This window comes from Methylomagnum ishizawai, from assembly GCF_019670005.1.
GTDB classification, from domain to species: Bacteria; Pseudomonadota; Gammaproteobacteria; order Methylococcales; family Methylococcaceae; genus Methylomagnum; species Methylomagnum ishizawai.
This window is the reverse complement of the sequence record NZ_AP019783.1, coordinates 3,301,996-3,321,988: the sequence shown is the minus strand read 5'-3', so window position 1 is coordinate 3,321,988 and position 19,993 is coordinate 3,301,996. Positions and strand designations below refer to the sequence as shown.

General features: G+C 62.6%; 18 protein-coding genes. 9 read left to right on the top strand and 9 right to left on the bottom strand.

All coding sequences use genetic code 11. From position 1 onward, the window contains the following. Positions 1-47: 47 nt before the first annotated feature. The 5 genes from K5658_RS15120 to K5658_RS15100 form a co-directional block, all read right to left on the bottom strand. Positions 48-1,925: a patatin-like phospholipase domain-containing protein gene (locus K5658_RS15120; protein WP_221063941.1), complete on the bottom strand. Its 1,878-nt coding sequence runs from the start codon at positions 1,923-1,925 to the stop codon at positions 48-50. A 195-nt stretch (positions 1,926-2,120) separates the two neighbouring features. Beyond that, complete coding sequence (locus K5658_RS15115) at positions 2,121-2,639, bottom strand: sterol desaturase family protein (protein ID WP_246628453.1); 519 nt, start codon at positions 2,637-2,639, stop codon at positions 2,121-2,123. Between the two features lie 306 nt (positions 2,640-2,945). Beyond that, positions 2,946-3,332 carry a type II toxin-antitoxin system VapC family toxin gene (locus tag K5658_RS15110; protein WP_221063940.1) on the bottom strand — a complete coding sequence of 129 codons (387 nt, stop codon included), beginning with the start codon at positions 3,330-3,332 and terminating at the stop codon, positions 2,946-2,948. Beyond that, complete coding sequence (locus K5658_RS15105) at positions 3,329-3,595, bottom strand: hypothetical protein (protein WP_221063939.1); 267 nt, start codon at positions 3,593-3,595, stop codon at positions 3,329-3,331. The genes K5658_RS15110 and K5658_RS15105 overlap by 4 nt, the downstream gene beginning before the upstream one ends. A gap of 139 nt (positions 3,596-3,734) precedes the next feature. Then, entirely contained in the window at positions 3,735-4,286 is a 552-nt protein-coding gene (locus K5658_RS15100; protein ID WP_221063938.1) for a pyridoxamine 5'-phosphate oxidase family protein, read from the bottom strand. A 219-nt stretch (positions 4,287-4,505) separates the two neighbouring features. Here K5658_RS15100 and K5658_RS15095 point away from each other — a divergent pair, with 219 nt between their 5' ends. Together K5658_RS15095 and gloB are read left to right on the top strand one after the other, a co-directional pair. After that, positions 4,506-6,113 (top strand): MutS-related protein, encoded by a 1,608-nt coding sequence (locus K5658_RS15095; RefSeq protein ID WP_221063937.1) that lies wholly within the window; start codon positions 4,506-4,508, stop codon positions 6,111-6,113. Between the two features lie 3 nt (positions 6,114-6,116). Further along, positions 6,117-6,884 carry a hydroxyacylglutathione hydrolase gene (gene gloB, locus K5658_RS15090; protein WP_221063936.1) on the top strand — a complete coding sequence of 256 codons (768 nt, stop codon included), beginning with the start codon at positions 6,117-6,119 and terminating at the stop codon, positions 6,882-6,884. 84 nt (positions 6,885-6,968) lie between these two features. Here the strand turns inward: gloB and xrtE are convergent, their stop codons facing one another. Next, a complete protein-coding gene (xrtE, locus tag K5658_RS15085; RefSeq protein WP_221063935.1) occupies positions 6,969-8,552 on the bottom strand; it encodes an exosortase E/protease, VPEID-CTERM system in 1,584 nt (527 codons plus the stop codon). Positions 8,553-8,783: 231 nt separating this feature from the next. Next, the gene (locus tag K5658_RS15080) at positions 8,784-9,011 is read right to left on the bottom strand and encodes a hypothetical protein (protein ID WP_221063934.1); all 228 of its coding nucleotides are present in this window, start codon (positions 9,009-9,011) and stop codon (positions 8,784-8,786) included. A gap of 351 nt (positions 9,012-9,362) precedes the next feature. On the opposite strand from K5658_RS15080, the gene K5658_RS15075 reads away from it, so the two are divergent. The 5 genes from K5658_RS15075 to K5658_RS15055 all read left to right on the top strand — a co-directional run bounded on the left by K5658_RS15075 (position 9,363) and on the right by K5658_RS15055 (position 12,134). Then, complete coding sequence (locus K5658_RS15075) at positions 9,363-9,848, top strand: hypothetical protein (RefSeq protein WP_221063933.1); 486 nt, start codon at positions 9,363-9,365, stop codon at positions 9,846-9,848. A 55-nt stretch (positions 9,849-9,903) separates the two neighbouring features. Beyond that, entirely contained in the window at positions 9,904-10,758 is an 855-nt protein-coding gene (locus K5658_RS15070; RefSeq protein WP_221063932.1) for a bestrophin family protein, read from the top strand. 141 nt (positions 10,759-10,899) lie between these two features. Further along, complete coding sequence (locus tag K5658_RS15065; RefSeq protein ID WP_221063931.1) at positions 10,900-11,220, top strand: DUF3301 domain-containing protein; 321 nt, start codon at positions 10,900-10,902, stop codon at positions 11,218-11,220. Positions 11,221-11,491: 271 nt separating this feature from the next. Beyond that, positions 11,492-11,758, top strand: coding sequence for an RNA recognition motif domain-containing protein (locus K5658_RS15060; protein ID WP_085214390.1), 267 nt, complete (start codon positions 11,492-11,494; stop codon positions 11,756-11,758). Between the two features lie 61 nt (positions 11,759-11,819). Then, complete coding sequence (locus K5658_RS15055; RefSeq protein WP_085214388.1) at positions 11,820-12,134, top strand: RNA recognition motif domain-containing protein; 315 nt, start codon at positions 11,820-11,822, stop codon at positions 12,132-12,134. 166 nt (positions 12,135-12,300) lie between these two features. On the opposite strand, the gene K5658_RS15050 is transcribed toward K5658_RS15055, so the two are convergent. Next, positions 12,301-12,813 (bottom strand): DciA family protein, encoded by a 513-nt coding sequence (locus K5658_RS15050; RefSeq protein WP_221063930.1) that lies wholly within the window; start codon positions 12,811-12,813, stop codon positions 12,301-12,303. 141 nt (positions 12,814-12,954) lie between these two features. Here K5658_RS15050 and secA point away from each other — a divergent pair, with 141 nt between their 5' ends. Both secA and argJ read left to right on the top strand, forming a co-directional pair. Further along, the gene (secA, locus tag K5658_RS15045) at positions 12,955-15,687 is read left to right on the top strand and encodes a preprotein translocase subunit SecA (protein WP_221063929.1); all 2,733 of its coding nucleotides are present in this window, start codon (positions 12,955-12,957) and stop codon (positions 15,685-15,687) included. 37 nt (positions 15,688-15,724) lie between these two features. Beyond that, the gene (argJ, locus tag K5658_RS15040) at positions 15,725-16,915 is read left to right on the top strand and encodes a bifunctional glutamate N-acetyltransferase/amino-acid acetyltransferase ArgJ (RefSeq protein WP_221066990.1); all 1,191 of its coding nucleotides are present in this window, start codon (positions 15,725-15,727) and stop codon (positions 16,913-16,915) included. Positions 16,916-16,989: 74 nt separating this feature from the next. Here argJ and K5658_RS15035 read toward each other — a convergent pair whose 3' ends face one another. Next, entirely contained in the window at positions 16,990-19,980 is a 2,991-nt protein-coding gene (locus tag K5658_RS15035; RefSeq protein ID WP_221063928.1) for a UvrD-helicase domain-containing protein, read from the bottom strand. Positions 19,981-19,993: the final 13 nt, after the last annotated feature.

Sequence of the window (19,993 nt, the reverse complement as noted above, 5' to 3'; positions counted from 1 at the left end):
ATTTCACGGACGTGGCGGGGGGGGCCGGGGCACCCACCCGCCGGGGCTTACTGGGCGTTCTTGCTCAACAGGTTGTTCTTCTGCAAGTCCTCTTTGATGGCGGTGATGATGCCATCCGCGATGATGTTGTCCTTGCCGGACAGTTGGCGGCGCAGGTTGATGATCCCGAGGCCCAGTTTCATGAGGCCGCGGTCCAGGCAGCTATCGACGTTGGTTTCGATCAAGCGCCCGGTCAGGGCTTGGGCTCGGGCCTTGACCAGCTTATGCAGTTCGGTGAAATCGGTCAGGGCGTCCTTGGGCCAGGCGGGTTCCGGCACGGGCTGGGCGCATTCGCCGTAGAGCGGGATGATGGGCAGGAAGGTGGCGGTGCCGCCCTCGAATTCCCGCTCCGTGCCGAACTGGGCGATGGCCGCGCCCGGCCACTGGCCCGCGAACACCGGGTTGTCGCGGTGCAGCAGGAAGGTGGTCTGGAGGAAGCGTTGGCAGTTGCGGCGGCCCAGTTGGTAGTCGTGGTCGCGGAACCGCCAGTGCAGGAAACCGCCGAACGCCCCCAGGGTGGCCGAGGCGATGGCGGGATTCCCAGGGCCCATCCCCGAGCGCTTGGGCGAGATGATCCAGCGGCTATGCACATCGCCGCGCTTGGCCAGTTCCAAATCCTCGGTCTTGAAGCGCAGTTGGGAGAGCATGGCCCCGACCAGGCTTTTGAGGACCGGAATCAGGCCGGTGTCGGGGGCGTAGCCGCAATCGTAGGTCAGGTCGTTGGGGAAGGGATCGACCATCAGCACGCTGGCGCTGGCCTCGATGGCGCTGCGCGGCAGGTGCTTGTCGGTGGCGGTGCCGCCGGGGGCGCAGGCCAGGGCGTCCATGTCGTTGGCGAGGAAGCGCCGCGCCAGTTCGAACGGCTCGTTGTTGGCGACCCCGCCGTCCACGTTGACGAACTCGTAGACATAGGATTCCCTCGGCCCGACGCACTGGGGCCAGGATGGCTCGATGGATTCCAGGGTCTTGCAGACACAGGGTTCGCCGGGCCGGGGCGAGTTCGGGATGGCCCAGCAGCGTTCGTCGTAGGCGGCGGTGCCGGTGCGTTCCAACACCCGCGCCGCGAGGCCGACCGGGAACGCGCCGCTGGCGAGGGCCGAGCGCTTGAGCATGTCCCAATTGCCGCCGAGGCCGTCGTGTTCGCCGATGCGGCCCAGGGGCAGGTAGGTTCTGGGGTGTCCCTGTCCGTCGCTATTGGCGAGGAAGCTCATGTAATCGGCGTGCTGGGACATGCCGAACACGCTGCCCTCCTCCCCGGTGAAGTTGATGGAATAGGGCACGCCGCGCAGGTTGGTGACGGTGAAGTACAGGGCCAGGGGGGCGCGTAGATAGCCCGGCCAGTCGGCGCGGGTCCAGGCCACGTTGATGACCTGGTTGGCGATGGCGTCGAGGGCGTCGGAATTCAGGATCGAGGCCACCGCGCCGGGCCGGGGCGGCGGGGTGTCGCCGCACCGGCCGAACAGGCAGCAAGCCGTGCGCCGGAACCAATTGCGGGGGTCTTGGACGGCGGTCTTCTCCAGGTCGTCCAGGCCGAGCATGGGGCGGATATCGACTTTTTGCACCCAGGCTTGGTAGAGCCGGGTCGGTTGGCGCTGGCCTTCCGGGCGGAGGTCGGGATAGTTCTGGTCGCGGATGGCGGAGGCGAACACGGCCCCGGCGATGGAACCCGCGGAAGCGCCGGTCACGACATCGATGCGGGCGGTGTGGTTGGGAACTTCGAACTCGTCCGGGTTTGCGGGGTTATTCGGATTTTTGCGCTTCTCGCGTTCCCAGGTTTCCAGGGCTTCCATGAGGAAATCCACGACGCCGGCGGTGTAGGCCCCGGCGGAGACCGCCCCGGCCATGACCAGCCCGATTCTGAAAGTGGATGGGGATTCTTTTGCCATTGATCCATACCTCGTCGATGATTTGAGTAGGGTGAAAGGCGACTGTGATGTACCGCGCTGGATGGCGCATCCGTTCCGTGGCGAGTGGGATGATTCCGTCGCGGGCGATTGTCCCTTGCCTGAGCGATTTGGGCAACCAATACGGGGCGGGTGTCTCTGGAAAAAAGCCGGAGGAGGGCGGCGCGATAACCCGGTTCATGGATATCGATGATCTGTCGGCGGCGGCGAAGGACTGATCCCGGTCCGCTTCCAGGTGCCCATGAGCCAGTCGCACCCCGGCCAGGTGGTACAGAAATTGGCCTCGGGATTGGTGCCCAGGTGGTGTTCCCAGTGCCAGGGCAGATACCGCCTGGCCCATTCGGGATCGCGATGCGCCCGCCGGTGCCGGAGGTAATAGGCGACCAGCGCGCAATACACCCCCGCGACATAGCCGGGAGCGACCGCCAGCAGGGGCAGGTGCGGCAGGGCTATCGCGAGTAGCAGCAAAACTTCCTTGCCGTGGGTGTTCCAGTGCAGCGGCGATGTTTGGTAGCCGGGGTCCAGCATGGCATGGCGGCGCGAGAGGCGGTGATGGTCGCACCAGTGATAATGCCAAATGCTATCCGGTGCCCGGCCCAATCCGTGCAGGATGAATTTATGCAGCGCCCATTCCCCGGCGTTTTCCGCCAGTAGGCCGGCCACGAAGCCAATCATATCCAGGGATAGGTCTTCCATGATTTTTTCCGCTGGGTTCAGAAGTCAATGAGGCGGGAACGAGGCCGATTTTAGTTAGACCTTGTTGTCCGGGGTTTTCTATACGTGGGGGGCCGCATCTGGCGGAATACGCGGCGCTATTCCGTTCCGCGAGTTTCTTGATCGCACTCTACGGGCTATTTGTGCTTTGGGTCTGGCGGTGGAATCGGTGCCGGATTGTTTTCTTGCCGGCGGGCCAAGCGGGTAGTTGCCGCACGATATGAAAATAGGAGTGGACGGAGGCGCATCGGGGCGCGATGGATGCACTATTCCGTCCTATGAGAGCAGTTATGCAAGCAGTAAATATGGCATTCGATATCGTGCGATTTTCTCGTCCACCGTTACCAAGTGGATGCCATTATTATGGGCTTGGGCGATCAGTAAGCGGTCAAAAGGATCGCGGTGGATCGAGGGTAATTGGCTGGCAAGCATGGTATCTGCCGAGCGGATCGGTAATTCTTGCAGGTTCGACCGCAAAGCGCCTTGGTGAACCGCTTCGATCCGTTGAATTCCATATTCGGGCCAGATCGATGATTTAATGCCGATTTCCCAGAGGTTGGCCGGGCTGAAAAACACCTGACCCGCTTGTTCAATGGCTGCTTTGGCAGCCGTCGGTAAAAGTTTGGGTTTCGCCAACAGCCACAGCAGGATATGCGTATCTAACAGCAGGTTCATAGCTTGTCCGCATAGAATTCATTGGTGATCTCATCGGGTAAATCGTCGTCGAAGTTATCCGGCACGTCGAGCGCGCCTTCCATGATGCCGAAAATAACGCGGTTACGCTTTTCAGGTTGTGGCGGACTCGCAGCGGTCAATGCCTTGATTTCGGCGTTTCTTTTTTGAATCAATTCCTCAAGGAAATATTTTTGAACTTCTTCGGGCAGGCTTTCGTAAAGCCTATATAGGCTGTGCGCAGTGTGGGTTTGTTGGGGGTTCATGGGGTTTGTGTCCTCGCTGGTGTGGGGCGGAATAGTTTATAGGATATGCCGAACGGAGGGGGCGCATCGGGTCGCGATTGGTGCGCTATTTGATGTAAGGCGGAATAGCCGGTACTCCGGCGTATTCCACCGCACGGGCTTAACCGCCTTTAGAGACAATATACGAAGGAATCCCGTCAATACTCGTTTGGTTTTTTTCTTCCCAGTACCGCTTCAAACCTGCTTCATCTTTCTTTGTGGCCCAGTCGGAAAGCAATTCTCGATCATCCATATATGAAAAATAGGGAACAGCCATCCCGCAAGAGGTTTGCACGAGATCAATTGCGATGTCGAAAATCTGCCGAGCGCCGGGCAAGGGTTTGAATAAAGGAAAAAGATCGTTCCATTCGTGATCGCCCTTGTGGACGACCTTTGCCGAACCATAAAGCCGAAGAATTAAAGGTTCACCCTCGAAGGCACAGAACATGATAGTCATTCGTGGGTCTTGCTGTACATGGGCGGATGTTTCATTGCCGCTGCCGGTAACATTTAGCCAAGCAACACGGGAGTTGCTAATCACCCTGAATGAATCCATACCCTTTGGAGAAATATTCACACGGCTATTTGCGGTAGCTGTTCCGACAAAAAATATTTTCTGTTCATTGATGAACTGGATATGTTTTTCGAATAGTTCGTTAAATCTCTGACCCATGGTGATCTCGATGTTATTAACGGATAGCCAGGAATCATGCGCCCCCGCATAATCCTCCAAGCCAGCATGTTATGCCAACCACCCACCCCAAACAATCCCACCCACGGAACCATTCCCCCCAATCCCCACCCCAACCCAAGTCCCGGCCCAACCCGGTTGAAGCCATGGACAACGAAGTGCTAGGTTAGCTGCCACTAATAAAACGAGGTTCCCGCCCCCATGAAAGAAATCGTGAACGCCCTGTATCCCACCCTGCTGCAATCCGACGCCGTCGAACCCCCACCGATCCGCCGCCCGCCACCGGCCAAGGCCAACCAAAATGTCATCGACCCCGCCAGCTTCCAATCCATGGAGGTCGATAAGCTGTTCGACAGCGTCAACCACGCCAGCACCGTCGCGGGCCAAGCCACCCTCTACCGCTCGCTCACCCGCCCGCTGGCCGACGCCAACCTGATCCGCGCCAAGCAAGACGCCGTGCGCGAGATCGAAACCAACGGCGAAATCCGCCAACGCCTGGAAAACCTCATCAAGCAAGCCAGGGACACCGAAAAAGACTTCTACGACCTCCTGTTCGGCACCTTCGTCGGGATGCTGTCCTCGCCCGCCCATAAGCTGGAAATCGAAGGCTACGGCTACGCCAGTTATATCCGGGGCACCCGCTTCATGCTGAACCTGGTGGACGCCGCCCACCGCCTGCCCACCCCGCAAAGCGAATACCTCGCCACCCTGGTCGACGACCTCAAGGGATTTTCCAAATCCCGCGCCTACGCCCTCGCTTATGGCCCGGCCTACCGCACCGAAAAAGGTATGGTGACGAAGGCCGAAAAAGGCTGGTTCGTGCCGGGGATAAAATTCAAGCCCAGCCTGTTCAAGCCCGCTTTGCTCGGCCTCATCGCCGTGATGTTCCTGGTGTTGATGGAACTCATCCCCATCGTGTTCGAGATGTTCGATTCCATCGGCCCCACCATTTGGCTGTTCATCGCCCCGCTGTCCCTGTTGTATATCCCCGTGGTCGGTGGCTTCGACCGCGACGGCTGCATCTATCCCTTGCGCCTGATTTTCAAGAAATCCGTCGATGTCCAGAACCTCCTGGATTCCCTGGGCAAGCTCGACGAACTCCTGAGTTTCGTCCGCCTCAAGGAAAGCTTTCCGCATCCCATGACCCTGCCCACCATCCTCGACACCGACCGCCACACCCTGGTGGTGAAGAATGTGCGGAATCCCATCCTCGGCAAGGACAACCGCGATTATGTGGGCAACGACCTCACCCTGCGCGAAGAACGCCTGACCCTCGTCACCGGACCCAATAGCGGCGGCAAGACCGCGTTCTGCAAAACCCTGACCCAAACCCAATTGCTGGCCCAGATCGGGAGCTACGTCCCCGCCGAACAGGCCGAACTCTCGCCCGCCGACCGCATTTATTACCAGATGCCGGAAATCAGCCACCTCGCCGACGGCGAAGGCCGCTTCGGCACCGAATTGCGCCGCACCAAGGACATCTTCCTCAGCAGCAGTCCGCAAAGCCTGATCGTGATGGACGAGCTCTCGGAGGGCACCACCCACGAGGAAAAGATCGAAATCTCCATGAACATCCTCGACGGCTTCCGCCAGAAGGGCAACAGCACCCTCCTTATCACCCACAACCACGAACTGGTGGACCGCTTCCAGGAGAAGAAGGTCGGGCTGGCCCGGCAGGTGGAATTCAAGAACGAGCAGCCGACCTATCGCTTGATCGAGGGCATTTCCAGGGTCAGCCACGCCGACCGGGTGGCGAAGAAGATCGGTTTTTCCAAGGAAGATATCGCGCGTTATTTGACCGGGAGGTAAACCATGCTCGACATCCATCAAGTCCTGGTGATGCAGGACAACTATGTCTACCTGCTGCGCGATCCGGCCACCGGGGCCACGGCGGTGGTCGATCCGGCGGAAGCGGAGCCGGTGCTGGCGGCTTTGGCACGAACCGGCTGGAAGCTCAGCCACATCCTCAATACCCACCACCATTGGGACCATGTGGATGGCAACCTGGCGTTGAAACAAGCGACCGGTTGCCAGGTCTATGGCGCGGCCCGCGACCGGGGCGATATTCCCGGCCTGGACGTGGCGCTAGGGGAGGGCGATACGGTGGAACTGGGCGCGATCACCGCCCAGGTGATGGCGGTGCCGGGCCACACGCAGGGCCATCTGGCCTATTGGTTCGAGGCCGACCGGGCCTTGTTCTGCGGGGATACCCTGTTCGCGATGGGCTGCGGGCGCTTGCTGGGCGGCACGGCGGAACAGATGTGGAACTCTTTGAGCCGCATCCGCGACTTGCCGGACGAGACCCGCGTCTATTGCGCCCACGAATATACCGAGGCCAATGGCCGTTTCGCCCTGACGCTGGAGCCGGATAATCCAGCCCTGGTCGAGCGCATGGCCCGCGTGCGGGAACTTAGGCGCGACGGCAGGCCGACCGTGCCTTCGTTGTTGCGGGAGGAGCGGGCGACCAATCCCTTCCTCCGCCCGGAAAGCCCGGAAATCCAGGCCACGCTGGGCGTGCGCGGCGCGGAGCCGGTGCGGGTGTTCGCCGAAACGCGGCGGCGCAAGGACGCTTTCCGCTGAGGTGGCCCGGATGCGGCGCGGCGGAATCCGGGCTTCCGGTCGAAGGGCCGCCCCCGGATTCCGCTATCGCTCCGGGCCACCGGCTCAGGTCCACAAACCCCAGCGTCCTTGCGCCAACACCGCCAGGGCGATCAAGCCGTTGGTGGTCATATGCGCCACCACGGCATCCCCGATCTGCCCGCGCCGGTACAACGCCAGCGCGTACCCCATCCCGGCCAAGCTCCCGGCCAGCCAGCGTTCGTGCAGCAGCCCGAACAGCACCGAACTCGCCAGGAACGACACCCAGGCGAACCGCCCCGGCGGGACGGTTTCGATATCGCGGGCGATCAACTTGCGGATCAAATAGCCGCGGAAGGCCAATTCCTCCGCCAAGGGCACGGCGACCACCGAACCCAACACCCGGAATAGCAACCACAAAGCCGCCGCCCCATCCGATAACCCGGCCAAACCCTGGGCCAGCCCTGCCCCGTCCGCGCCGGTGGCGGGTTCCAAGGCCATCCAGACCGCGAATACCGCGCCACCGATCAGCGCAGCCCGCCAATCCCAATGCCAGCCGAGCCGGGTGTAGGCACTCCGGCAATGCCACAGAACCGCCAGCGTGACCAGCACTTTCAGCGGGTATAGGCTATCGAAGCCGCCGCTGGAAAAGGCCGAAGTTATCATCGTGGCCGCCAGCAAAGCCAGCAAGGGCAGTAATAATCCGGTTTCCAACCGCACCGCCGCGCCCTCCGTCCGGGTATATTCCACGGCGGATAAATAGCGATGTGAAATCCACAAGATACCCAGGATGATAAGGATCAATACGATCCAGCCGGCTTGGGCATGGAAACCCTCGCTGGCCAGTTCCGGCGAAATCTCGCTGCCCAGGATAATCAGGGCGGCGATACGCAGGGCGTTCCCCAGCCAGATCGCGCCGATACCCAAGGGGAATAGCCAGAGCGATTGCGGAAACCTCAATTCCTTGCGGAATAAGCCGAGATACAGCGCGACGAATACGACGATCAGGCTGATGCCTTCGATCCCCGAACAGGCATAGGTGATTTCCACCGCGAAATAAGGCGTGCCGACCACGGCGGATTCCGGCATATAGATCCTATCCGGGTACATCCAACCCAATAGGGTATGGACCAGCGTCAGGGTATAACCGGATAGGGCAGCCCATAATTCCTTTTGGGCCAGCGGGGCTTCTTGCCATACCAGTTGCTCTAGGACGCGGGAAGCGCAATAACCCAAAACCATGCCCGCCAGCAAAGCCGGGGTTTCATGGCGCACCAGCCAAACCCAGAACCGGCCCGGTGCCAACGCGAGCAGCCAGAGCCACAGGGTCGCGCCCAGCAGCGCGGTCCACGCCACGGCCCCGGCCAGGCCCAGGCGCTCGGTTTGGGTGGGCTCGGCGAATAAATAGGCGGTGGTCGCCGCCAAGGCCGCGAAAGCTAGGCACTGGCCGCATAGCCAGCCTTGCCAACGATGGCACCGGGATTGCCGCCGGAATTCCCCGAGCAGGCGGGCGTGGCGCGGGACCAGGAGCAACAGGCCGCCGCCGCCCAGCCATAGCCCGAGTTTCCAAATTTCCCTGGTATGGTGGAATAGCGCCACCGAGCCATAGGTATCTTCCGCGAACCGCGGCATCGGGGAAAACAGGCTGGGTACCGTGTAATTCGATTTCATGCCGATAAATTCGGCGATGAGGAGGACGGATAAAAATAGCCAGTGGATACCCCTATCCCATGGCCAGGGTGGACGGATAATTGCTGACATGGTGCGCGGGAGATATTGGCGGGTGCGATACCCTGGCTTAGGGCCGTTCACACGGGGTCGTGGCGGGTGGGTGGGTGCTTGGAGGCGTCCGGGGAACGGGATGGCGGCCATGGTTCCGGGCCGCTATCCCAGGGTCCGGGATCAATGGGGATCGGAGGAGCGCCGGGTTTTCGAGCGCTCGCTCCTGAGCAGAAGTATCCCGGTGATCAGCGCCACCGCGCCGGGTCCCGAGGCGGCGCTGATTTCCGGTGCCCTGGGCCAGGGTTTGCCCCCGCCTATCGGCGTCGGGCCGAAGGGCTTGGCCGTGGCCGTACCCATGGACAAAGCCAGGACGGCCAGTCCCACCGCCAAGCGATGTTGGATTTTCATAGGCGTATCTCCTTGTTATCTGCGATGTTTATGGCATGTCGAATGGCATGGTTGGTTTGGGTTCGGAAAATATACGACCAAACCTAACCATGCGGAGAATTTATACTAAAACGCCAACCCCGCCGCCATAGTGGCGATTACGTATGGAGGAAGGGGATAAGATGGGGCGGTCCTGGGTATTGGGGGCCAAATCCATATCCGGGGGCGGTTGGCGCGGCATGGTGCCGGTTCATCGGGGCGGCCCGGCGCTGCGCCGGGCCGGGTTTTGTAGTCCGCTCCCTTGCCCCGCTTATACTCATAAAACCCAGGCCCGCCCTGGGATAAAAAAACCACAACAAGAGGCTTCAAGCTATGCATCAGATCACACCGGCCCGACTCCGACCCTTCGCCCTCCTGGCCCTGGCCTTCGCCACCGCTGGCCGGGCCGGGGAAAACCATGTCTACGAATACCAAGGCCAGCGCTATCCCTATACGGTCGAGCAGACCGGCGAGAACCATACCTTCGAGTTCGAGCGGAACCCCGGTCCCGAGAGTGGCCGCCGCCGGGCGGCGATGCATGTGTTCCAAGCGGTCTATGGCGATTATTCGATCAAGCCCGGCTATGTCGATGCCTTCATGAAGGAGGGCGCGATGTGCTTCGTGTTCGACGGCGACCTTTACAGCTACCGGGCCTGTTTCCTGCCCAACGATTTTTCCGCGGCCCGCCACCAATTCTGGGGTTTCGTGTCGCGGGTGCCGAATGTGAAATGGTTCCTGACCCGGCAGATCGGGCCGGGGCTGTTGGGCCTCGGTTTGTTGTTCTGGGGGGTGGGGCGGTTGGGGCGGCGGACGGGGTGAAACCGGGCCGGGCCGTTTATAATCCGGCCCTGGTCGAATTGACGGGGAGCCCGGCGTGATTACCTACGATCCCAAATCCTGGTGGGGACTGATTTTCAAATTCCACAAGAGCGACACCTTCAGGCGCTTGCTGCCGGCCATGGCGACGGTCGGGGTGTTCTCGGGGGGGATCGCCTTCGTGGACCGGGAACTCTGGCCGGAACATCTGAGTTCCACCACGGCGGTGCATTCGCTGCTGGGTTTCGTGATTTCGCTGCTCCTGGTGTTCCGCACCAACACCGCCTACGAGCGCTGGTGGGAAGGGCGCAAGCTCTGGGGTTCCCTGGTCAATACCTCGCGCAATCTGGCCTTGAAGCTCAACGCCTATCTGCGCAAGGGCCATCCCGTCCGCCCCGCGCTCGCCACCCAACTGGGCGCCTACGCCGCGACCCTGAAGGACCATTTGCGCGACGCCAACCCACCCCACAAAGGCCCGATCCGCCATGCCCCCAACGCCGTCGCCGCCTATTTGTTCGCGGAGATCGACGGCCTTTACCGGCGCGGCGACCTGACCGCCGAACACGTCCTGATGTTGAACCCCGACCTGAGCCAGCTCACCGAGATTTGCGGGGCCTGCGAGCGGATCAAGAAAACCCCGATCCCTTATTCGTATAGCCTCTTCATCAAGAAGTTCGTGTTCGCCTACATCGTGTCCATGCCCTTCGTGTTCGTGGATTCCTTCGGCTATTGGACGGCGCTGTTCACCACCTTTATCTTCTACGTCCTGGGCAGTTTGGAAATCATCGCCGAGGAGGTGGAAAATCCCTTCGGCACCGACGCCAACGATTTGCCCACCGACGACCTCGCCCAGACCATCGCCGCCAATGTCCGGGATATCCTGGTCGGCAACGGTGCCGCGCCCAGGGCGTGACCCCGCCCGCGCCGCCATCCCGCCCAGGACCCGGTTCCCGGCCCAGGCCGAGGGCAGCTTGGACGACGCTCCTGGATCCCACCCCGGACGCGACCGCCGGCACGCTGGGCACCCACCAATGAACCTGTGCGCGAACCCGATATGAACACCGTGGAAATACTGATCTTCCTGGCCGTGGCCGGATGCGGCTGGCTGTGGTACGAAAACACCCAGGCGCGGGAAACCGCCCTCGCCGCCGTGCGTGAGGCCTGCCGGGCCGAGGGCTTGCAATTCCTGGACGAGACCGTGGTCCTGGCCCGCTTGCGGCCCACCCGCACCGCCGAGGGCTGGATCGCTTGGTGGCGCGTCTACGAATTCGAGTACAGCGATACCGGCGACAACCGCCGCCGGGGTGGCGTGCATCTCTTGGGGGGGCGGGTGACTTTGTTGAATGTGGGACCCAGGCTGGTCGCGTCGCGCTGAACGCTGGAAATCCCGATTAGGATTAGGCGTTTTCCCAGAAACAGCGTATGCTGTCCTTAGTTTGTCGGCGACGCGGGTATGGCCTGCGTCCCGAGGATTCGGAACTTCCCGTCAGTCACTGCCTCCCGGCACCTCTCTGCTAGCCCCGCCTCCTCCCGCAAACCGCACGCGATGCCTCCCCCGGAAGCGATCCTGTGGTCACCTTTATCGCCCGCCCGCGCCAGGATTGGCGTCGTGCCGCCAGGCACCGGGCCACAACCCGAGGAATCTTATGCTGAGAATATACGCGGGCAATCTGCCGCCCGACCTCACCGAGCAGGAATTCACCGCGCTGTTCGCCGAACACGGACGGGTCCGGTCGATGAACCTGGCGCGCGACATATTCACAGGCCGTTGCCGCGGCTTCGGCTTTATCGAAATGGAGGGCCACGAGGCCCGGGCCGCGATCAGCGCCCTGAACGGATTCAACCTACGCGGCAACAGTCTGCGTGTTAACGAAGAACGCCCCGGTGGGCGCGGCGGCAGGAAGCGCCGCTGACACCCGCCGGATCCCACCCCAACCCTTTACGTTATTCGTCTTTTTGTCCCTTGGAGTTTTTATGAGCAAGAAACTGTATGTCGGCAACCTGAGCTACCGGATCGGCAACAGCGATCTCGAAGCGATGTTCGCCCCGCATGGCGTGGTGCAATCCGCCAACGTCATCATGGACCGCGAAACGGGCCGTTCCAAAGGCTTCGGCTTTGTCGAGATGGGCAGCGACCAGGAGGCCCAGGCCGCCATCGCCGCGTTGCACGGCAAGGATGTCGAAGGCCGCAACCTGACCGTCAACGAAGCCCGTCCGCGCGAGGATCGTCCCGCCGGCGGCGGCTTCGGCGGTGGCCGGGGTGGCTTTGGTGCCGGACGCCGTTTCTAAGCGCGGATAGCGCCGGGACGGGATCGGCGATTCCCGTCCCCGGCGGGCGAGGCTGGAACAGGAAAAAGCCGCCATGCCTGGGCATGGCGGCTTTTTTGCGGGCCGGGGATGGCGGGCCTTGCGCTTGGAATCCGCCGGACCGGGTGGCGGAGGGGCTATCGAGGGGCTATCGCCCCGGCCCGGTGTCGGGCGTGCCGTCCGGCTCTTCCAAAGGGCCGCGCCGGTTGAATTCGTCCACGGTCCGGCTCAGGCGCAACAGGGCTTCCCGCAGGTCTTCGTGCGGGGTGGCGGCGGCGTTTTCCCGCAACAGTTCGGCGACGCTCGCGGGCGGGGGCTGGAACACCCGTGGCTTGGCATAGGGGGCTTGTTCCGCGCCGCTGGGGGTCAGGTTGCGGACCCGCACCTCGGGCGGTGTTTCGAGGCCGGCGGCTTCGGCGACCTGGGCGGCGACGGCGGGACCGTAGAACCTGAGCTGGTAGGCGAAGGCGGCGGATTCGGTGTAGAGCAGGAGCTTGCCGCCGGCTTCCAGCAGGCAATGGCGGCAATGTTCGCGCAGGGGGGCCGGCAGGGATTGGCGCACGATCTGGAGCAGGCGGGCTTGCTTGTCCAATTCGGTGCGGAGCGCCGCGAGACCCTCGCTACGCAGGTGTTGACGGACGGGTTCGGGGTGGTCGGCCATGGTGGGAACCGGGGGGAAGAGGGGATATCGGCGCGGGGCGGGCTCTCCGTGAGAGCTCCGCGGAAACTCGAATCATTATAAACGCCACGCTTTTACGGTATCATCCCCGGATTCTGTAGTTCGGATTGGGAACCACCCGCAATGCTAGGCAAGCTGGTCAAAAGTATCGTTGGTAGCCGCAACGATCGCATCGTCAGGAAAAAAACCAAAATAGTCAAACGGATCAACGCCCTGGAGCCGGAGTTCCAGCAGCTGTCCGATGCCGCCCTCAGCGCCAAGACCCAGGAATTCCGCGAACGGCTGGCGCGGGGCGAAACCCTCGATTCCCTGTTGCCCGAAGCCTTCGCCACCGTCAGGGAAGCCTCCTGGCGCGTCCTCGATATGCGTCATTTCGATGTGCAGTTGATCGGCGGCATGGTGTTGAACGACGGCAAGATCGCCGAGATGAAGACCGGCGAAGGCAAGACCCTGGTCGCGACCTTGGCCGCCTATCTCAACGCCCTTCCTGGCAAAGGCGTGCATGTGGTGACGGTGAACGACTACCTCGCCCGCCGCGACTCGGATTGGATGGGCCGCATCTATCGGTTCCTGGGGCTCACGGTCGGCACCATCGTCACCAACCTGTCCAACGAGGAACGCCGCGAAGCCTACGCCGCCGATATCACCTACGGCACCAACAACGAATTCGGCTTCGACTACCTGCGCGACAACATGGCCTTCAGCCAGGAACAGCGGGTGCAGCGCGACAAATTCTTCGCCATCGTGGACGAGGTGGACTCCATCCTCATCGACGAGGCGCGGACGCCCCTGATCATCTCCGGCACTTCCGAGGACCGCAGCGACCTTTACCAAAAGGTCAATGTCCTCATGCCGCACCTGACCAAGCAGGAAAAGGAACACGGTCCCGGCGACTACTCGGTGGACGAGAAATCGCGCCAAGTCTACCTGACCGAGGCCGGCCACGAACACATCGAGAAGCTCCTGGTCCAGCATGGCTTGATCCAGCCCAACGAGAGCCTGTACGACGCCGTCAACATCCGCTTGATGCACTACATCAACGCCTCGCTCAAGGCCCACGCCATTTTCCAGCGCGACGTGGACTACATCGTGCGCGAGGGCCAGGTCATCATCGTCGATGAATTCACGGGCCGCGCCATGCCGGGCCGCCGCTGGTCCGAAGGTCTGCACCAAGCCGTCGAGGCCAAGGAAAACGTCCAGGTCCAGAACGAAAGCCAAACCTTGGCCTCGATCACCTTCCAGAACTATTTCCGCCTATATGGCAAGCTGTCCGGCATGACCGGCACCGCCGACACCGAAGCCACCGAATTCCATCAAATCTACGGCCTGGAAGTGGTGTGCATCCCGGCCAACCGGCCGGTATCGCGCAAGGATTTGGGCGATTTGGTCTATCTCACGGTGGAGGAAAAACACAACGCCATCGTCGAGGATATCCGCGATTGCGTGCAGCGCCGCCAGCCGGTCCTGGTCGGCACCACCTCCATCGAGAATTCCGAGGTCATTTCCCAGTTGCTGCGCCGCGAGGGCATTGCCCATCAGGTCTTGAACGCCAAGCACCACGAGCAGGAAGCCCATATCGTGGCCCAGGCCGGCAAGCCCGGCACCATCACCATCGCCACCAATATGGCCGGGCGCGGTACCGACATCGTGCTGGGCGGTAGCGTGGAGGAGGACATGCGCGGGATCGATCCCGCCGACGAGGTCGCCGTCGCCCGCATCAAGGCCGAATGGAAACAGCGCCACGAAGACGTGGTGGCTTCCGGCGGCTTGCATGTCATCGGTTCCGAACGTCACGAATCGCGCCGCATCGACAACCAGTTGCGTGGACGTTCGGGCCGTCAGGGCGACCCCGGTTCCTCGCGCTTCTATCTGTCGCTGCAAGACCCCTTGATGCGGATTTTCGCCTCCGAACGGGTGGCGGCCTTGATGCAGAAGCTCGGGATGCAACAGGGCGAGGCCATCGAACACCCCTGGGTCACCCGCGCCATCGAGAACGCCCAGCGCAAGGTCGAGGCCCGCAACTTCGATATCCGCAAGCAATTGCTGGAATACGACAACGTCGCCAACGACCAGCGCAAAGTGATCTACCACATGCGCGACGAACTGATGCAGGTCGAGGATATTTCCGCCGCCATCACCGAAGCCCGCGAAGCCGTGGGCGCGCAGTTGTTCGAGCAATTCATCCCGCCCCACACCTTGGAAGAGCAATGGGATGTCAAGGGCTTGGAGGAAGCCCTGGAGCGCGACCTGGGTTCCAAGGTGCCGGTCCAGGCTTGGTTGGACGCGGATACCCATTTGTACGAAGACCGCCTCAAGCAAAAGCTCATCGAGGAATTGCACGCGCTCTACGAGGCCAAGGTCGAGTCCGTCGGCGTGCAGATCATGCGGCATTTCGAGAAGACCGTGATGTTGCAGGTCTTGGATAGCGCCTGGAAGGACCATCTCGCCGCCATGGACCATCTGCGCCAGGGCATCCACCTGCGCGGCTACGCCCAGAAAGACCCCAAGCAGGAATACAAGCGCGAAGCCTTCGAGATGTTCACCTCCATGCTGGACGGCATCAAGCACGAGGTGATCGGCATCGTCTCCAAGGTGCATGTGCGCAGCGAGGAGGAGGTCAAGGTCATGGAGGAGCAACAGCGCAGCGCCCCCGTGGAGATGCAGTTCCAGCACGCCGAGGCGGGCAGCGCCCTGGAAATTGGTGCCGAGGCCGAGCCTGGAATGGCTCCTCCCGCCGAGCCACGGCAGCGTCCGGCGGTGCCTTCGACCAGTCCGTTCGCCAAGGTGGGCCGCAACGATCCTTGTCCTTGCGGCTCGGGCATGAAATTCAAGCAATGCCACGGCAAGCTGGCCTGAAGCGGAGGGTAGGGAGTTGAGCCGAATCGTCAAATCCATGGAAGCCCTGCCGGTTCCCGGTATCCGCCTGGGCGCGGCGGGGGCCGCCATCAAGCGGGCGGGCCGGGACGATGTGCTGGTGATCGAAGCGGCGGAGGGTTCGAGCGCCGCCGCCGTGTTCACCCGCAACGCCTTTTGCGCCGCGCCGGTCATCGTGGCCCGCGAGCATCTGGCCCGGCAGCCGCGCTGGTTGCTCATCAATTCCGGCAATGCCAACGCCGGCACCGGCCTGCGGGGCCTGGAGGATGCCCGCGCCACGTGCGGCTTGTTGGCCGATCTGGCCGGTGGTGCCGCCGAGCGGGTGATGCCGTTCTCGACCGGCGTCATCGGCGAATACCTGCCGGTGGACAAGATCGGAGCGGCCCTGCCCGAAGCCCTGGCCGCGCTGACCGAAAACGGCTGGGAACGCGCCGCCCGCGCCATCATGACCACCGACACCCGGCCCAAGCTGGCCAGCCGGACCTTGGAACTCGACGGCCATACGGTGACGATCACCGGCATCTCCAAGGGCGCGGGGATGATCCAGCCCAATATGGCGACCATGCTGGCCTTCGTCGCCACCGATGCCAAGGTCGAAGCGGCCAGCCTGCAAGCGGCCTTGGGCAAGGCGGTCGATGTCACTTTCAACTGCATCACCGTGGACGGCGACACTTCCACCAACGATGCCTGCGTGCTGCTGGCTTCGGGCGCGGCGGGCAACCCGGAATTGCGCCTCGACAGCGCCGGGTTCCCCCTGTTCGCCGAGGCGGTGCGGGAAGTCTGCGCCGATTTGGCCGAGGCCATCGTCCGCGATGGGGAAGGAGCCACCAAGTTCATCCGCGTCCAGGTTGACGCGGCCCAGGACGAGGCCGAGGCCCACGCCGTCGCCAAGACCATCGCCCATTCGCCCTTGGTCAAGACCGCCTTCTTCGCCAGCGATCCCAATTGGGGCCGCATCCTCGCCGCCGTGGGGCGGGCCGGTTGCGTGGGGCTGGACATCGACGGCGTGTCGATCTGGCTGGGCGATGTCTTGATCGTCGAACACGGTGGCCGCGCCCCCGGCTACACCGAGGAAGCCGGTGCCGCCGTCATGGCCCGGCCCGATATCCTGGTCCGCGTGGCCCTGGGCCGGGGCGAAGCCAGCCAGACCGTTTTGACCTGCGATTTTTCCTACGATTACGTCAGGATCAACGCCGAATATCGGACTTGATCCAAGATGTCCCCCGTTCCCAAGCGCCGGTCTTGCCACAGCAAGCCGGGCTTGGGAATCCGGCGGAACCCGCCCTATTTCTTCTTCCCCTTTCCAGGCTTCCGCTGTTTATAAGCCTCCAGCATCCGTTGGATTTCCTCCTCCCGCTCGCGCCGCTGCCGTTCCGTGTCGGCCTGCATCCGCGCCCGCGCCGCCGCTTCCGCCTCGCGGTCGTGCTGCAAACGCCGCTCCCGCCGCTCGCAGGCCACCGGCACGCCCTCCGGCGGCTCGATCCCACCGCTCTTCAGCAGGTTGTCGATATAGGTCCACAGCGGCGGCTGGGCGAATTCCTTCACCAGCTTGAGGTTCAGCGCCTCGTACACCGGAACCCAGGTTTCGCCCTCGGGGGTCTTGCGCCGCACCGATAGCTCGGGGTTGAACAGATACCAGCCCTGGCGCATCCGCTTGAACAAGCGCCGGTTATAGGCGTAATCCCGGTCCATCTCGTTGCGCGACAGCACATTGGAAAGATGCTGGCGCTTGTTGCGTTCGGGTTTCAGCACGTTCTTGGGCAGGTGTTGCCAAGCCTCCAGAATCGTGCCGGTATCGAACGAGGGGAAATCGCCCCATTCGTGCTTCAGGAACCGGCTCCTGAATTGCGCCCACAGGGTTTGGAACAGGAAATACTCGGTCAGATGGCGGTCGATGCGCACCAGCCGCCCGCCGACCCGCAGGTCGATGCTGGCCGGGGCGATGCGTTCGTAGATGGCCGCGAACGGTCCCTGGGCGAACTTGGGTTCGCGGAATGCTTCGACCATGGCCCAATGCAGGGCGTTGCGGCCCAGGTGGTCGGTGAGTTCCGGGTTGGCACCGCGTTCCAGTAGGGCTTCGACCAGGGCCACGTTGCCCGCCACCGCCGCCGCCATCAGGGGCGTCAGGTTCATCGCCGTGCGGTGGTCGACGCCGTGGCGCTCGCATTGCTGCAAGACCTCCTTGGACACCTTGCCGTAATACGGCATCAGGTATTTGTAACCCAGGGTGGCGCGTTGCTTGTGGAAATTGCGGGCGGCTTCGTACCCGGCTTCCTGGCCGAGCAAAACGGCCAGGACCATCTCGTCGTAGCAGGTGGCGTATTCGTAGAGTTGCTGCTTGAGTTTGGAGCCGGGCACTTGCTCGCGGAACACCTTGACCAGGGTATCGCGCAGCCGGGCTTCGTCGAACACCGGCCAGGGCACCGGCGTTTGCTTGAGGATATTGGCGCGGATGGCGTCGGCCTGTTCCTGCTTGCCCTGCAATTCCAGCTTGCGGGCTTCGCGCTGCCAATCGTCCAGGGTGGAGTTCTTGGCCGCGACGTCCACCTTGTCGCTGCCGGCGCGGGTGTCGAGCAGGCCCAGCAAGGGATGGCGGCTGTCGGATTCGATCAGGTAGACGTTCTGGATGGCGCGGGTCAGGGCCACGTACAGGGCGTTGACATAGAACTTGTAGACTTCCAGCGATTTGTCGGCCTTGTCCTTGGCGCGGCGGTATTCGAGGTCGTCGCTTTTTAAATCCTCCGGGGTCACACCCTCGGCGATATCGGCGAATTCGGCCCGATGGTCGGAGACGAAGCGGTAGAGGATGATGTTGGCGTATTCCAGCCCCTTGGCCTCGTGGATGGAGAAGATCAGGGGCGTTTGGAAGAACCGGCGGGCCTCGGCCTTGTCCTCGTCGCGCATGACCAGCACGGCGAACTGGGTCGAGGCTTTGGTCTTCTGGTTGAGTTCCTTCTTCACCGCGTCCTTGTCGTTGAGGACGGTCACGGCCCCGGTTTCGCCCGCCACCGCGTCCACCAGGAAATTGCTCTCGCGGTCGATGGAGCCGAAGCGGCGGTGCTTGATCTTGAGCAGGGTGTTGGCGACGCGGGTGGCCTCGTGGCTGTTGCGGAAATTGGCCCGTAGCACCCGGAGTTCCTGCCGCGCCGCCAACTCGGGATCGCGCCAGAACAGGCTTTTCACCTTGCTCCAGGAGAAGAAATTGGGATGGACGATCTGGTTGGAATCGCCGCACAAGAGGAAATGGCCCGGCTTCTTGAGGGTTTTGAGGACCAGGGCCAACTGGGCGTTGGTGAGGTCCTGCACCTCGTCCACCACCACGAAATCGTAGCGGGGCGCGGCGGCTGGGGTCCATTCGTGGGCCACGAGGTTGAGGTCGTAGAGCTTGGCCTCGGCCAGCCAAGCCCGGTATTTCTCGAACAAATCGTACAGCGGGTCGCGCTGTTCCCGAGGGAAGATCGATTGCCGCACGCCCAAGTCCCGGTAGGCTTCCCGCGCCAAGACCCCGCCCGCGTCGGCGGCGATCACGCCCCGGATTTCCTCGAACGCCTGGTGGGCTTCGATGCCCTTGAACTGCTGGCGCATCCGTCCGAACCATGCCGAGAAATCGCGCCAACCGGCTTCCCGGCCTTCCGGGACGCGCAGGCTTTCCAGGAATTCGCGATAGGAGAAGAAGGTGGTGTCCTGGCCTTCCTTGTCGAAGCCATGGCCGTAGTAGAGGTCGCGGGCGCTCTGGGCCAGATAGGCGGAATGGGTGACGTATAGCACCTCGCCCTCGGTGTGCTTGAGCTTTTCCAGGGTCAGGGCGGTTTTGCCGCTGCCCGCCGAACCCACCACGATCAAGGGCGGCGGCAGGCGGTAGACGGCTTCCTGGGCGTCGTCGAAGGAGATGACCTTGTCCAGCAAGTGGATTTCGCGCCGTTCGGGGTGGATGTAGCGCACCGGGTCGGCGTCCTGGGCGGCGGTGTGGGAATCGACGGCGGGCAGTTTGTCCTCGTCCACCTCGGCCCCGCGCAGGAAGCGGGATTTGTCGTAGGCGTGGTTCTCGATCACTTCCAACATCAGGGCGTAGACCGTGTCGCCATGCCGCACCAGCGAGAACAGCAGGCGGGTGGCGGCGTCCAGCTTGGCCCGGTAGAACTTGCCGTGGGCGATATTGGCGAGCTTCTTGATATCGGCTTGGCGGAAATCGTCGCGGGCGATGGCGTCCAGGACTTTCTGGTATTGGGCCTTGTGCTTGCCGATATCGAGCCCGGTGTATTCGAGGATTTTCATGGGTCGGGTGGAA

Excerpts from the sequence above, each read along its gene's own strand:
- K5658_RS15120 (WP_221063941.1), bottom strand. The coding sequence starts at position 1,925 with ATGGCAAAAGAATCCCCATCCACTTTCAGAATCGGGCTGGTCATGGCC.
- K5658_RS15115 (WP_246628453.1), bottom strand. The coding sequence starts at position 2,639 with ATGGAAGACCTATCCCTGGATATGATTGGCTTCGTGGCCGGCCTACTG.
- K5658_RS15110 (WP_221063940.1), bottom strand. The coding sequence starts at position 3,332 with ATGAACCTGCTGTTAGATACGCATATCCTGCTGTGGCTGTTGGCGAAA.
- K5658_RS15105 (WP_221063939.1), bottom strand. The coding sequence starts at position 3,595 with ATGAACCCCCAACAAACCCACACTGCGCACAGCCTATATAGGCTTTAC.
- K5658_RS15100 (WP_221063938.1), bottom strand. The coding sequence starts at position 4,286 with ATGGGTCAGAGATTTAACGAACTATTCGAAAAACATATCCAGTTCATC.
- K5658_RS15095 (WP_221063937.1), top strand. The coding sequence starts at position 4,506 with ATGAAAGAAATCGTGAACGCCCTGTATCCCACCCTGCTGCAATCCGAC.
- gloB (WP_221063936.1), top strand. The coding sequence starts at position 6,117 with ATGCTCGACATCCATCAAGTCCTGGTGATGCAGGACAACTATGTCTAC.
- xrtE (WP_221063935.1), bottom strand. The coding sequence starts at position 8,552 with ATGAAATCGAATTACACGGTACCCAGCCTGTTTTCCCCGATGCCGCGG.
- K5658_RS15080 (WP_221063934.1), bottom strand. The coding sequence starts at position 9,011 with ATGAAAATCCAACATCGCTTGGCGGTGGGACTGGCCGTCCTGGCTTTG.
- K5658_RS15075 (WP_221063933.1), top strand. The coding sequence starts at position 9,363 with ATGCATCAGATCACACCGGCCCGACTCCGACCCTTCGCCCTCCTGGCC.
- K5658_RS15065 (WP_221063931.1), top strand. The coding sequence starts at position 10,900 with ATGAACACCGTGGAAATACTGATCTTCCTGGCCGTGGCCGGATGCGGC.
- K5658_RS15060 (WP_085214390.1), top strand. The coding sequence starts at position 11,492 with ATGCTGAGAATATACGCGGGCAATCTGCCGCCCGACCTCACCGAGCAG.
- K5658_RS15055 (WP_085214388.1), top strand. The coding sequence starts at position 11,820 with ATGAGCAAGAAACTGTATGTCGGCAACCTGAGCTACCGGATCGGCAAC.
- K5658_RS15050 (WP_221063930.1), bottom strand. The coding sequence starts at position 12,813 with ATGGCCGACCACCCCGAACCCGTCCGTCAACACCTGCGTAGCGAGGGT.
- secA (WP_221063929.1), top strand. The coding sequence starts at position 12,955 with ATGCTAGGCAAGCTGGTCAAAAGTATCGTTGGTAGCCGCAACGATCGC.
- argJ (WP_221066990.1), top strand. The coding sequence starts at position 15,725 with ATGGAAGCCCTGCCGGTTCCCGGTATCCGCCTGGGCGCGGCGGGGGCC.
- K5658_RS15035 (WP_221063928.1), bottom strand. The coding sequence starts at position 19,980 with ATGAAAATCCTCGAATACACCGGGCTCGATATCGGCAAGCACAAGGCC.